Source organism: Streptomyces sp. NPDC048496, assembly GCF_043200055.1.
Taxonomy (GTDB): domain Bacteria; phylum Actinomycetota; class Actinomycetes; order Streptomycetales; family Streptomycetaceae; genus Streptomyces.
Map to the genome: position 1 here is coordinate 208,911 of NZ_JBICXB010000003.1, position 13,945 is coordinate 222,855.

Here is a 13,945-nt window from a genome sequence, read left to right on the forward strand (position 1 = left end):
GGTTCGGCATTTGCCTTGTACCGGAAAAGGACTGCGGGTGAACGGCGCATGTGGAAATGGTGAACCGGCGTGAATCCGTGGGTTGCCCGGCCATTTTCCGGGTCGATTGGCCAATCGTCGGTGGGCTGTTAACCGTTTGTTGCCGCCGTGTTGGGCCGCGCATCGAAATGCCTTCCTAAGTTCTGGGACGTGCCCCCACGTACCGATAAGACGACCGCCCTCCGGGTAGCCGTGCTCGCAGACTCCGACACCCGGTGGAAATGGGGCGCGCTCACCGCGCGCCGCCTCACCACCGGTGCCTCTTCGGGGCCGGTGCGGCGCGCCGACATCAGCGGACTCCTGCTGCGCGGCCGGGCCACCCCGACCCCGCGCCAGCTCGCCGAGGTCGGCGATGTCGGTATCGACACCGACCGGGTGCGCGAGGTGACGGCCGTCGAGTTCCTGCACACGGTGCGGGACGAGGGGTACGACGTCGTGGTCCTCGCCCTTGTCGGGGGAGCCGTCCAGGCGATGCTGCACGGCCTCGCCGCGCTGCGGCTGCCCGCCAGGCCCGTCGTCGTCACCGGCTACGTCGGCGTCGTCTACGAGAAGCTCGCCGACGGACTCCTGCTGCGGCACGGCGCGGACGTGGTCCTCGCCAACTCCCGCCATGACGCCCAGCGTTTCCGCGCGGTGTACGAGGGAGTGGGCGCCGACGCCTCGGCCGTCACGGAGGCCGCGCTGCCGTTCCTCGGCGGGGAGCCGCACCGCCCGCGGGAGGGCCGCGACACGGTCGTCTTCGCCGCCCAGCCCTCCGTACCGGCCTCCCGCGCCGACCGTACGTATCTGCTGCGCAGGCTCGTCGAGCACGCCAGGCTGCACCCGGACCGCGAGGTCCTGCTGAAGCTGCGCTCCAAGCCCGGCGAGCACACCACGCACATCGAGGAACTCCCGTACCAGCGGCTCGCGGAGAGGCTGCCCGGCGGGCTGCCGCCCAACTTCCGCCTGGTGTACGGGCACATGGGCGAGGTCCTGGACCGCACCGACCTGCTGGTCACTGTCTCCTCGACCGCCGCGCTGGAGTCCCTGCACCGGCGCATCCCGACCGCGATCCTCACCGACCTCGGCGTCCGCGAGACCCTCGGCAACCACCACTTCATCGGCTCCGGTCTGCTCACCTCCTGGGACCACCTGGACGGCGGCCACCGCCCGGAGCCAGACGGCGAGTGGCTGGCCGGCCAGGGCGTCGCCGCCGACGGCACGTACGCCACGGCCTACGACCACGCCCGCGCACGCGTCGACGCCCTGCTCACCACCGCCGGCCTGCCCGACCTCGCCCCGTACTACACACCCGCCACCGCCCCCGGCTACCTCCCCGGCATCCTCGCCCGCCACCACCTGGCCCCCGACGGCCACCCGCTGCCCGGTGCCGCCGCGCCGCGCGAGACCGGCGGGGTGCGGGGTGCGGTCCGCGACGCGGTACGGGAAGCGGCGCGGGGCGCGTACCGGCAGGGCGTCCAACGGGTCGCCCCCGTCATCCGTCGGATGGGCGAGCTGTGACCACCTCTATATCCACCACGACACCAGGAGCAGCGATGACGCCGCCCACCGTGCTCGCCGTGATCCCCGCCCGCGGTGGATCCAAGGGCGTACCGGCCAAGAACCTCGCCCAGGTCGGCGGCGTACCGCTGGTCGCCCGTGCGGTCCGTGCCTGCCTGACCGCCCGCGAGGTCACGGACGTCGTCGTCACCACGGACGACGCGGCGATCGCGGACGCGGCCCGGGCGGCGGGCGAGGCGCTCGGCGCCGCCGAGCGCGTGCACTGCGTCCAGCGCCCGCCGGCCATCGCGGGCGACAGCGCGACCAGCGAGGCGGCGGTCCTGCACGCACTCGACGCGTATGAGGCGATGCGCGAGCGCCCCGCCGACGTGGTGCTGCTCGTCCAGTGCACCAGCCCGTTCGTCACCCGCGAGGACATCGACGGCGTGGCCGCCGCGGTCGCCCGCGACGGCGCCGACACGGCCGTCACCGTCGCCCCGTTCCACGGCTTCATCTGGCGCGACGGCAGTGCGGTCGAGGACGACACCTACGGCGTCAACCACGACAAGGCCGTCCGCCCGCGCCGCCAGGACCGGCCCCAGGACCTGCTGGAGACCGGCGCCGCCTACGCGATGGACGTCGCGGGCTTCCGTACCCACCGGCATCGCTTCTTCGGCCACACCGCGCTGGTCACCACCGACCCCGCCCGGGTCCTGGAGATCGACGACCCGCACGACCTGGCCCGTGCCCGCGCCCTCGCACCGCTCCTGGACCCGTCACCGCTGCCGACCCACGAGGACATCGACGCGGTCGTCCTCGACTTCGACGGCACGCAGACCGACGACCGGGTCCTGATCGACTCCGACGGACGCGAGATCGTCGCCGTCCACCGCGGAGACGGACTGGGCATCGCAGCCCTGCGCAAGGCCGGAATGCCGCTGCTGATCCTCTCCACGGAACAGAACCCGGTCGTCGCGGCCCGCGCCCACAAGCTCAAGGTCCCCGTCCTGCACGGCATCGACCGCAAGGACCTCGCCCTCAAGCAGTGGTGCGACGAGCACGGCATCGCCCCCGAGCGGGTGCTCTACGTCGGCAACGACGTCAACGACCTGCCCTGCTTCTCCCTCGCCGGCTGGCCCGTCGCGGTAGCGAGCGCCCATGACTCGGTACGTGCCGCGGCGCGCGCCGTCACGACCACCCCCGGCGGCTTCGGCGCCATCCGCGAAATCGCGGCGTGGCTGCTCGGGCCCACCCTCACCGGCCACCTTTCCACCCCCACCAACTCCACCACCAAGTAAGGAAACACCCCCATGAGCACCTCCCGTCTGCGCACCCTCGGCACCCGCACCGCCGGCCCCGGCCGGCCCGTCTACATCACCGGCGAGATCGGCATCAACCACAACGGTGACCTCGACAACGCCCTCGCGCTGATCGACGTGGCCGCCGAAGCCGGCTGCGACGCCGTCAAGTTCCAGAAGCGCACCCCGGAGATCTGCACCCCCCGCGACCAGTGGGACATCGAGCGCGACACCCCCTGGGGCCGGATGACGTACATCGACTACCGCCACCGCGTCGAGTTCGGCGAGGCCGAGTACCGCGCCATCTCCGACCACTGCGCCGAGCGTGGCATCGACTGGTTCGCCTCCCCGTGGGACACCGAGGCCGTCGCCTTCCTGGAGAAGTTCGACGTCCCCGCCCACAAGGTCGCCTCCGCCTCCCTCACCGACGACGAGCTGCTCCGCTCGCTGCGCGCCACGGGCCGCACGATCATCCTCTCCACCGGCATGTCGACCCCGCGCCAGATCCGCCACGCGGTCGAGGTCCTCGGCTCGGACAACATCGTTCTCTGCCACGCCACGTCGACGTACCCCGCGAAGGCCGAGGAGCTGAACCTCCGCGTCATCAACACCCTCCAGCAGGAGTACCCGAACGTCCCGATCGGCTACAGCGGCCACGAGACCGGCCTGCAGACCACCCTGGCCGCCGTCGCCCTCGGCGCCGCGTTCGTCGAGCGCCACATCACCCTCGACCGTGCCATGTGGGGCTCCGACCAGGCCGCCTCCGTCGAGCCGCAGGGCCTGACCCGCCTGGTCCGCGACATCCGCACCATCGAGGCCTCCCTCGGTGACGGCGTCAAGAAGGTGTACGAGTCCGAGCTCGGCCCGATGAAGAAGCTCCGCCGCGTCGCGGGCGTCGTCGCCGAGAACACCGAGGCGGCCCCGGCCGCCGAGCCGGTCGCGGTCTGACGGGCCGACCGGTGAACCTCGCCTTCGTCGAGAGCCCGGTCCAGCTCCTGAACGTCCTGGAGTGGGCCTTCACAGAGGGAGGCGATGACCATGTCCTGGCGGACATAACGGTCGTCGTCCTCCCCCCGGTCGACCCGATGTCGCGCGGCCAGCTGCGCCGGATGGCGGAGCTGGCTCGCGACGAGGGCGTCAACGTCCGCTGGCAGGAGGCGCGCGGCGGGGCGGGCGCGCCACTGAAGACCCTCCGGGCCCTGACGGGACTGCTGCGCAGGGCGGACCGGATCGTGATCGGCGACCCGTTCTCCCGCTACGTGCAGCTCCTCCTGTCCACGGTCCGCGCCCGCCGGCTCACGGTGGTCGACGACGGCACGGCCACGATGGAGTTCGTCGCCCAACTCGCCCGTGGCGAAAGGCTGGTGCGCTGGCACCGGCGGGGCAGCTCGGGCCCGCGAGACCTGATCCTGGCCCCGGTCACGGCCGCCGCCCGCCGCCGCTTCACCCCGTCAGCGACCCGCGAGGTCGAGGTGTTCACCGCCATGCCGGTCGAGGCTCCGGCCGGCGTCACGGTCACTCCCAACACCTTCGCCTGGACCCGCGCCCGCTTCGGCCCGCCGCTCCTCACCAAGGGCGCGGACCTGGTCGGCACGTCCCTGGCCGAGACGGGCGTGATCGACCGGGCCCAGTACCTGGAGGCGGTCGCCGCCCTGGCCCGTACCCACGGCGCGACCCGCTACTTCGCCCACCGCCGGGAGTCCGCCGACAAGCTCCACGCCCTGGAAGCCGCCACCGGCCTGGAGATCGTCCGCCCGGACCTCCCTCTGGAACTCATCGCCCGCCGCGGCCCGATCGGCCGCACGGTCCTCAGCTTCCCGTCCACGGTGGTCCACACACTGCCGCTGGCGCTGGCGGGCACGGAGGTCAAGGTCGCGGTCTGCGACATCGCCCCGGAGTGGCTGCGCGACACGGCGTCGCCACGCGCGCAGGGTTTCCTGAGCGGTGTCACGGAGACGGCCCGGGACGTACAGCGCCTCGCCCCGTGGCGGGCCACCGCCGTGACCGAAGCCTGAGCGCGGCGAGCCCGATCGCGGTGAGGGACAGCTCGCAGTGCTGAGTGAGGTGGTTGCCGACGACCGTGAAGCGGCTGGTGTGCCGGGAGTTGATGTGCACGACGCCGAACGACGGCGCGGCGCTCCCGCATACGCGGGACGGGGCGCGCGAGGGCACGCTAATCTGCTGGGTATCCATCGGGAAGGCTCGACTTCCTCGTTGGTCAGGCCCTCGATCAGGATTGCAGTCCTGGCCGGGGGCCGTCGCATGTCTGGCGTTGTTGGTCGCCGCGAGCATATGCCGACCAACCGGACGCGAATCCAGCCCAATTGGCCAACCTCACCCGTGTGGGTGACGGGAGGAAGGGTGGGGTTGGGGAGGGTGATTTCCCCGGTATTTCAAAGACTTTTACGTCGCGGGTCACCGCGTCGAGGTCCACCACGTCGCAGGAAACCGGGTCGCGGGAAACCGCGACCCGGTGGAGGCGGTCACGGTACGAGGGTCGGCGCGGTCCGGAACGGACCGCGTCCGGGAGGTCGCACGTCGAAGGACCTGCAGGTCGCCCCTGCTCGTAAGTCGTCTGCTCTCAGGGTTCGTTGGGGGGAAGCCCCGATAGCGTGCAGGCGCGGGTCAGGACGATCATCGGAGCATGAATACACCGGAGTTGACGGAGCGGCGGAACGATACGGTCAGCGCGGCACTCGTCGCGGGCCCGGCCCTGATGGCCGGGTACGGAGTCGTGCGGCTGGCCGGTCAGGCTGTGAGCGACTACGGGCCCGGTGCGTGGTGGACGGTGGCGCATGTGCTGTCCCTGGCCGGACTGTTCGCGTTCGTGCCGGTGCTCCTGGGGCTGCGGAGGACGGCAGGAGTGAGGGGCGGCAAGCGGGTCGCGGTCGAGGCGGCGACCTGGGCGGGGCTGCTCGGGGCGGCGGCGCTGGTGGTCCAGGCGGTGATCGACCTGGCGGTCGGGTTCCTCACGGTGGACAAGCCGGCCATGAGCGACATATTCGGGAGGGTGCAGGACGTGCCCGGTGTGATGCCGCTCGTCTACACCGTGGTGCCGATGCTGTTCTGGCTCGGGCTGCTGACCCTCGTCACGCTGCTGGCGTTCTTCCGGCGGGACGTCGTCAGGGGGTGGGCCCCGGTGCTGGTGCTGGCCGGGATCGTGCTGGCGGCCATGAGCCTGGATCTGCTGCCGGTCGGTGCCGTATGCCTCGGGACGGCGCTGCTGCCGATGCGCCGGGGGCTGCCCGAGGGCGGAGAGCGGCCGGGCCGGCCTCAAGGACGACCGGGCGCGGCGCGCAGCACGGAGCAGTCCTTCTCCGAGACGGCGCCGTAGTCGATGTGGTCACCGGGACCAGCCCTGCTGCCTGCCCGCCGCCCACCCGTCCACCTGCCGTTGAGGATCCGGCGTGCCAGCCTCTCCCGGGGCTCGGCCGGTTCGGCGTCGAGGCCGGACTGCCTTCCGGCGTCCGCGACCACCGCGGCGGCCGCCGGGGCCGCCGCGAGCAGGCGGGCGCGGCGCAGATGCGTCGGCGGCCGGGACCGACGCTGTCCACGACGCAGTCGAATCGAGCGCGTCGGCGACGCAGCGCAGACCGGGCGCACCACGGAGCGGGACTGCGGGGGCATCGGAGGAGAATGGGCGAGTTTACCCACCCCCATCTCACCGCACACGCTCCGACGCCGCATTTTGTTCCTCTATGCGGCTGAACTTTTGTTGATCTGTGGCCAGTTGAGGGGTGAAGGGGCCTACCCTTCACCAGGTGAACCACTTGATGTCCCTCGAATCCGATGCCGACCTGCCCGAGGACCCCGCCCTGCCCGGCACGCTGCCCGAATCCCTGCGGGCCGAGCTGATCGCGTTCCGGCGTGATCTGCACATGCACCCCGAGCTCGGCAACCAGGAGTTCCGCACCACCGCTGCCCTCAAGGCACGGCTGGAGAAGGCCGGGCTCCGGCCCCGGGTGCTCGCCACCGGAACCGGGCTCCTGTGCGACGTGGGTACATCGGGAGGGGCGCAAAGCTCGAACAAAGGTGGTGGTGGGCGACGGGCGGGCAGCGACACCCGGCCCATGCTCGCCCTGCGCGCGGACATCGACGCCCTGCCCATTCCGGACACCAAGGCCGGCGTCCCGTACCGGTCCACCGTTCCCGACCGGGCGCACGCCTGCGGGCACGACATTCACACGACCACTGTCCTCGGCGCCGGGCTCGTGCTCGCCGAGCTCGACCGGCAGGGGCTGCTGCCGCACCCCGTGCGGCTGATCTTCCAGCCCGCCGAGGAGGTGCTGCCCGGCGGCGCGCCCGATGCGATCGAGGGCGGGGTGCTGGAAGGCGTCGGGCGGATCATCGGGGTGCACTGCGACCCGAAGGTCGACGTGGGGAGGATCGGGCTGCGGGTCGGGGCGATCACCTCCGCCTGCGACCGGCTGGAGGTCACGCTCGACGGGCCCGGCGGGCACACCGCCCGGCCGCATCTGACCACCGACCTGGTCACCGCCGCCGCCAAGGTGGCCACCGAGGTGCCCGCACTGCTGGCGCGGCGGGTCGATGCGCGGGCCGGGCTCGCCGTGACCTGGGGGCGGCTGGAGGCCGGGCACGCGTGCAATGTGATCCCGCAGCGTGCCGAGCTGTCGGGAACGGTCCGCTGCCTGGATCTGGCGGCATGGCGGGAGGCGCCGGACCTGGTCCACGCAGCGATCGACGAGGTGGCCGGAATGTACCGGGCCAAGTCGGTGATCGACTACATCCGCGGGGTCCCGCCCGTCGTGAACGATCCGGCCGTGACCGATCTGCTGGCCGCCGCGATGACCGGGCGCCGCGGATCGTATGCGATCGAGGACACCGAGCAGAGCCTCGGCGGGGAGGACTTCTCCTGGTATCTGGAGCACGTCCCGGGGGCCATGGCGCGGCTCGGGGTGCGCACGCCCGGTGACACCCGGCACCTTGATCTGCACCGGGGCGATTTCGACGCGGACGAGGAGGCGATCACCGTTGGAGTGGAGCTTTTCACCGCCGCGGCTTTGCTTGATGGCAACCGTTCGTAACCGGACAGGTCACCCCAGGTACGCGACGATCCGATAACGGCTTCCGTACAGGGCTTTATCTGACATCTACGCGCGTTACGATCTCGGCGAAACCAGCGCCGGAAGAGGCGCTTCGGTCAGGTTTGAAGGAGCCTTCCCTTGCGCCGGGTATCCAAGATCACCGCTGCGTGTGCCATCACCGCGGCTTTTGCGCTCACCGCCACCGCGTGCGGCAGTTCGTCCGACGAGAGCACCAGCTCCAAGGACAAGGGCCAGATGAAGATAGGCATGGCCTACGACGTGGGCGGCCGGGGCGACAACTCGTTCAACGACTCCGCCGCCCGTGGTCTGGACAAGGCCAAGGCCGAGCTCAACGCCGAGACGAAGGAGCTCACCGCCAAGAACGGTGAGACCCCGGCCGACCGTGAGCAGCGTCTGCAGTCGCTCGCCGAGGGCGGCTACAACCCGGTCATCGCGATCGGCTTCGCGTACAAGGACGCGGTCGACAAGATCGCCGCGAAGTACCCGAAGGTCAACTTCGGTCTGGTCGACTCGGTCTCCGACGTGAAGAACGTCGCCTCCATCGTCTTCACCGAGGAGCAGGGCTCGTACCTCGCCGGTGTCGCGGCGGCGCTGAAGTCGAAGGACGGCCAGGTCGGCTTCATCGGCGGTGTGGACCTTCCGCTGATCAAGAAGTTCGCCGCGGGCTTCCAGCAGGGTGTCCTGGACACGAACCCGAAGGCCAAGGTGCAGATCCAGTACCTGTCCACCGGTTCGGACCTGTCCGGCTTCGGCAGCCCCGACAAGGGCAAGGAAGCCGCCAAGGGCATGCTCGACAAGGGTGCGGACGTCATCTTCGCCGCCGCGGGCGGCTCGGGTGCCGGTTCGATCGAGGCCGTCGCGGGCAAGAAGGGCGCCTGGTCCATCGGTGTCGACTCCGACCAGGCCCTGGACCCGGCGCTGGCGAAGTACAAGGACACGATCCTGACCTCGGTCGTCAAGAACGTCGACAGCGGTGTCTACGACCTGATCAAGTCCGTCAAGGACGGCAAGCCGGTGACCGGCGTCCAGTCGTACTCCCTGGCCAAGGGCGGCGTCTCGCTGACCACCACGGGTGACCACATCAAGGACATCCAGGCCAAGCTCGACGAGGCGAACAAGAAGATCGTCGACGGCACGGTCACGGTCAAGACCACGACCTGATCCGACCCGTCGATCGGGGCCCGGGCCAGGGGGTGCCCGCGACGTCCCGCCTGGCCCGCCCTTCGGGCGGACGGCGGGACGTCGCGGGCGCCCCCTGGCTGCTTCGGCTGCTAGTGCCCCGATTCGCGTACGGCCTCCGGCCGGGTCCGGAACGTAGCCGTACGCGCACTGCCGGCCACCTGCTGTCAGGTGGCCAACGATTCGGTGGCACTACGCGCGTAGCGCGTGCCGGGCGCGGTACCTTTTTCCGCTCCCATCACCTCCCGCCCCACCGCCTCCGCCCTCCGCCCTCCGCTCCTGCCAAGGAGAGTGCGCCATCAACGCGTCCAGCAGTCCCCATGCCGTGGAGCTCCGCGGCATCACCAAGCGGTTCCCCGGGGTCGTGGCCAACCACGACATCGACATCACCGTGCGTCGCGGCACCGTCCACGCTCTCGTCGGCGAGAACGGTGCCGGCAAGTCCACTCTGATGAAGATCCTTTACGGCATGCAGAAGCCGGACGAGGGCACCATCGAGGTGGACGGCGAGCAGGTCTCGTTCCACAACCCGGGTGACGCCATCGCGCGCGGCATCGGCATGGTGCACCAGCACTTCATGCTCGCCGACTACCTCACCGTCCTGGAGAACGTCGTCCTCGGCTCCGAGAAGCTGTACGGGATCGGCGACCGGGCCCGCGCAAGGATCAAGGAGATCTCGGACGCGTACGGCCTCGGTGTCCGCCCGGACGCCATGGTCGAGGACCTCGGCGTCGCCGACCGCCAGCGCGTGGAGATCCTCAAGGTCCTCTACCGCGGCGCCCGCACCCTGATCCTCGACGAGCCGACCGCCGTCCTCGTGCCGCAAGAGGTCGACGCACTCTTCGACAACCTTCGTGAGCTCAAGGCCGAGGGCCTGACCGTCATCTTCATCTCGCACAAGCTGGGCGAGGTGCTGTCGGTCGCCGACGAGATCACTGTCATCCGGCGCGGTACGACGGTGGGCACCGCCGACCCGAAGCGCACCACGACCAAGCAGCTCGCGGAGCTGATGGTCGGCAGCGAGCTGCCGTCGCCGGAGACCCGCGAGTCGACCGTCACCGACACGCCGATGCTCACCGTCGACAACCTGCGGCTGACCGCCACCGACCCGGACGGGGTGGTGCGTGCCGTGCTCGACGGCATCACCTTCACCATCCACAAGGGTGAGGTTCTCGGCATCGCGGGCGTCGAGGGCAACGGCCAGTCCGAACTGGTCGACGCCATCATGGGCATGCGCCACCTCGACACCGGCGTACTGACCCTGGACGGCGTCGACATCTCCGGTACGCCGACCCGCAAGCGCCGCGAGGACGGCATGGCCGTCATACCCGAGGACCGCCACCGGCACGGACTGCTGCTGGAGGCCCCGCTCTGGGAGAACCGCATCCTCGGCCATGTCACCGAGCGCCCCAACAGCAAGGGCGCGTTCCTCGACCTCAAGGCCGCCCGCGCGGACACCGAGCGGATCGTGCGCGAGTACGACGTCCGTACCCCCGGCATCGAGGTCACCGCCGCCTCGCTCTCCGGCGGCAACCAGCAGAAGCTGATCGTCGGCCGTGAGATGAGCCACGCCCCGAAGCTGCTGATCGCCGCGCACCCCACGCGGGGCGTGGACGTCGGCGCGCAGGCGCAGATCTGGGACCAGATCCGCGAGGCGCGCCGCGGGGGCCTGGCGGTGCTGCTGATCTCCGCCGACCTGGACGAGCTGATCGGGCTCTCCGACACCCTGCGCGTCATGTACCGCGGCCGCCTGGTCGCGGACGCCGACCCGGCGACCATCACCCCGGAGGAGCTCGGCTCGGCGATGACGGGAGCGGCCTCCGGCCGTCTCGAAGCGCCCGCCGAGCCCGGGACGGATGCGGAGTCCGGTCCGGACGCCGCCGACACCGACCCCCGGGACGGGGGAGAGGACCGATGAAGAAGTTCGACAAGGAGCGGCTGTTCCTGGGGATCGCGGCCCCCGTACTCGCGATCGTGGTCGCCTTCCTGGTGACCGCCCTCGTGCTGGCCGCCACCGGCAAGGAACCGTTCAGCGCATTCGGCATCATGTTCGACTACGGGGTGAAGTCGGACAGCCAGGTCTACATCCTCAACAAGGCGACGACGTACTACCTCGCGGGTCTCGCGGTGGCCGTCGGCTTCCGGATGAACCTCTTCAACATCGGCGTCGACGGCCAGTACCGCCTCGCCGCCTTCTTCGCCGCCGCCGTCGGTGGCGCGCTGACCCTGCCGGGCGCCCTGCAGATCCCGCTCATCATCCTCACCGCGATGATCGTCGGCGCGATGTGGGCCGGGATCGCCGGTGTCCTCAAGGTCACCCGGGGCGTCAGCGAGGTCGTCTCGACGATCATGCTGAACGCCATCGCGACCGCCGTGATCGGCTATCTGCTCCAGCAGGGCCGCCTCGGTCACCTCGACGAGGCCGGCACGAAGATCTCCACCACCCCGCTCCCGGAGTCCTCGCACTTCTTCGAGTTCCCGACCACCCCGTCGCCCGTCTGGGGCTTCATCGTGGTCGCGGTCGTCGCGGGCATCGCCTACTGGTTCACGCTCTCGCGCACCCGGTTCGGCTTCGATCTGCGTACGGTCGGCCAGTCCGGCTCCGCGGCCGAGGCCAGCGGTGTCAACGTCAAGAAGATGGTCGTCACATCGATGCTGATCTCCGGCGCGGTGGCCGGCCTGGTCGGCATGCCGACGCTGCTCAACGACAGCTACGAGTACAGCGGCGACTTCCCCATCGGCATCGGCTTCACCGGTATCGCCATCGCCCTCCTCGGCCGCAACCACCCCATCGGCATCGCGCTCGGCGCGCTGCTCTGGGGCTTCCTGGAGCGCGGTACCGGAAAGCTCGAGTTCGAGGGGTACGACAAGGAGATCGTCGGCGTCATCCAGGGCGTCATCGTCCTGTGCGTCGTCATCGCCTACGAAGTCGTCCGTCGCTACGGACTCAAGCGCCAGCAGAGCAAGGTCGGCGCGGAACTCGCCGCACAGGCCGCCCGTAACTCCGACCAGCAGGAGGTGTCGGCGTGACCGCCACGGCGACTTCCACCCCGCCGCCCGCGGCCCCCAAGGTCTCCGGTGGCAAGGGCGGCCGCACCCGCCTCTCCTTCCCCGTCGTTCTGCTGATCGTCGCGGGCGCGCTGCTCGCGCTGTCCGCGGTACGCACCATCACCGGCGCCCAGGACGTCACCTCGGCCGGGCAGATCGGCGCGGCGCTCGCGATGGCCGTGCCGATCGGGCTCGCCGGTCTCGGCGGCCTGTGGGCCGAGCGGGCCGGTGTGGTCAACATCGGCCTCGAAGGCATGATGATTCTCGGTACGTTCTTCGGTGCCTGGGCCGGCTGGCAGACCAACCCCTGGCTCGGCGTGCTGGCCGGTGTCATCGGCGGCATGCTCGGCGGGCTGCTGCACGCCGTCGCGACCGTCACCTTCGGCGTCGACCACATCATCTCCGGTATCGCCATCAACATCCTGGCGCTCGGGTTCACCACCTACTTCGCCAAGCTCTGGTTCAACACGGGCGAGGCGGCGGCCAAGGGCGGCAGCCCCAAGCAGTCACCACCTTCCGACGACATCACCTCGGTGACGATCCCCGGTCTGTCCGACTGGCTGCACTCGATCGAGAAGCACCACTGGTTCTTCGTCTCCGACGTGGCCGGTGTCATCGGCGGTCTGGTCACCAATGTGTCGCTGCTGACGGTTGTGGCCGCGGTCCTCTTCGCCGTGACCTTCTTCGTCCTGTGGAAGACCTCGTTCGGGCTGCGGCTGCGTTCCTGCGGCGAGAACCCGGTCGCCGCCGAGTCGCTCGGCGTGAACGTCTACCGCTACAAGTACATCGCGGTGATCATCTCCGGCGGCATGGCCGGACTCGGCGGCGCCTTCCTCTCCCTGGTCACCTCGCACATCTACAACGAGGGCCAGACCGGCGGCCGCGGATACATCGGTCTCGCCGCGATGATCTTCGGCAACTGGCGGCCCGGCGGACTCGCCATGGGCGCGGGCCTGTTCGGCTTCGCCGACGCGCTCCAGCTGCGCAACGGCGGCGAGTCCGTCCACGCGCTGCTGCTCCTGCTGGTGGTCGTGCTGGCCGGGCTCGCCGCCTGGAAGCTCTACCGCAAGAGCTTCGTCCAGGGTGCGGTCAGCGCCGTCATCGCCGCCGCCGTACTGGTCTGGTACCTCGCCACGGACACGGTGCCCACCGAGTTCGTGAGCGCCACCCCGTACATCGTCACGCTGCTCGTCCTCTCGCTCTCCGCGCAGCGGCTGCGGATGCCGAAGGCGGACGGCATGCGGTACCGGAAGGGGCAGGGCAAGTGACCGCGGCCGACGACGTCGACTGGGACGCCCTGCGCGCCGCCGCCCGGGACGCCATGTCCCGGGCGTACGCCCCCTACTCGGGCTACCCGGTCGGCGTCGCGGCGCGCGTCGACGACGGCCGCACGGTGGTCGGCTGCAACGTCGAGAACGCCTCGTACGGACTCGGCCTGTGCGCCGAGTGCGGCCTGGTCTCGCAGTTGAACGCCACCGGCGGCGGCCGGCTGACCCACTTCACCTGTGTGGACGGGGCGGGCGAGATCCTGGTCCCCTGCGGCAGGTGCCGTCAGCTGCTGTACGAGTTCGGCGGACCGGAGCTCGTCCTGGAGACCCCGGACGGCCTCCGTACGCTCGACGAGATGCTGCCGCAGGCGTTCGGGCCGGACCATCTCAGGTAGAGCTCCGCTTTCGGATCGGGCCGGATCAGGGTGCGTGCCAGGGCCCGCGGGCCCGGCCTGATCCGCAAGACAGGCCCAGAACTCCCGTGGCCCTCCTGAAACTTCGGGAGGGCCACCCCCGTTTCCACTCTCTATGCGCGTAGAGTCATTCGGGACTCTTGCGCACGTACCGG

Annotated in this window: 11 protein-coding genes; all 11 read left to right on the plus strand. The window is 70.5% G+C overall.

Going from position 1 to position 13,945, the window contains the following annotated elements; genetic code table 11:
- Positions 1-189: 189 nt before the first annotated feature.
- Positions 190-1,539, plus strand: coding sequence for a DUF6716 putative glycosyltransferase (locus ACGFSA_RS05285; RefSeq protein ID WP_393299893.1), 1,350 nt, complete (start codon positions 190-192; stop codon positions 1,537-1,539).
- A gap of 35 nt (positions 1,540-1,574) precedes the next feature.
- Positions 1,575-2,816 carry a cytidylyltransferase domain-containing protein gene (locus tag ACGFSA_RS05290; protein WP_393299895.1) on the plus strand — a complete coding sequence of 414 codons (1,242 nt, stop codon included), beginning with the start codon at positions 1,575-1,577 and terminating at the stop codon, positions 2,814-2,816.
- Positions 2,817-2,828: 12 nt separating this feature from the next.
- Positions 2,829-3,764 (plus strand): N-acetylneuraminate synthase family protein, encoded by a 936-nt coding sequence (locus ACGFSA_RS05295; RefSeq protein WP_393299898.1) that lies wholly within the window; start codon positions 2,829-2,831, stop codon positions 3,762-3,764.
- Between the two features lie 11 nt (positions 3,765-3,775).
- On the plus strand, positions 3,776-4,831 hold the full coding sequence (locus tag ACGFSA_RS05300; RefSeq protein WP_393299901.1) for a hypothetical protein: 1,056 nt from the start codon (positions 3,776-3,778) through the stop codon (positions 4,829-4,831).
- 629 nt (positions 4,832-5,460) lie between these two features.
- A complete protein-coding gene (locus tag ACGFSA_RS05305) occupies positions 5,461-6,150 on the plus strand; it encodes a hypothetical protein (protein WP_393299904.1) in 690 nt (229 codons plus the stop codon).
- A gap of 439 nt (positions 6,151-6,589) precedes the next feature.
- Positions 6,590-7,861, plus strand: coding sequence for an amidohydrolase (locus ACGFSA_RS05310; protein WP_393300282.1), 1,272 nt, complete (start codon positions 6,590-6,592; stop codon positions 7,859-7,861).
- A 138-nt stretch (positions 7,862-7,999) separates the two neighbouring features.
- Positions 8,000-9,043, plus strand: a complete 1,044-nt coding sequence (locus tag ACGFSA_RS05315; RefSeq protein ID WP_393299907.1) for a BMP family protein — start codon at positions 8,000-8,002, stop codon at positions 9,041-9,043.
- 343 nt (positions 9,044-9,386) lie between these two features.
- Positions 9,387-10,979: an ABC transporter ATP-binding protein gene (locus ACGFSA_RS05320; RefSeq protein ID WP_393299910.1), complete on the plus strand. Its 1,593-nt coding sequence runs from the start codon at positions 9,387-9,389 to the stop codon at positions 10,977-10,979.
- Positions 10,976-12,091, plus strand: coding sequence for an ABC transporter permease (locus ACGFSA_RS05325; RefSeq protein ID WP_393299913.1), 1,116 nt, complete (start codon positions 10,976-10,978; stop codon positions 12,089-12,091). The genes ACGFSA_RS05320 and ACGFSA_RS05325 overlap by 4 nt, the downstream gene beginning before the upstream one ends.
- Entirely contained in the window at positions 12,088-13,377 is a 1,290-nt protein-coding gene (locus ACGFSA_RS05330) for an ABC transporter permease (RefSeq protein WP_393299916.1), read from the plus strand. Before ACGFSA_RS05325 ends, ACGFSA_RS05330 begins: the two co-directional genes overlap by 4 nt.
- Entirely contained in the window at positions 13,374-13,772 is a 399-nt protein-coding gene (locus ACGFSA_RS05335) for a cytidine deaminase (protein ID WP_393299919.1), read from the plus strand. The genes ACGFSA_RS05330 and ACGFSA_RS05335 overlap by 4 nt, the downstream gene beginning before the upstream one ends.
- Positions 13,773-13,945: the final 173 nt, after the last annotated feature.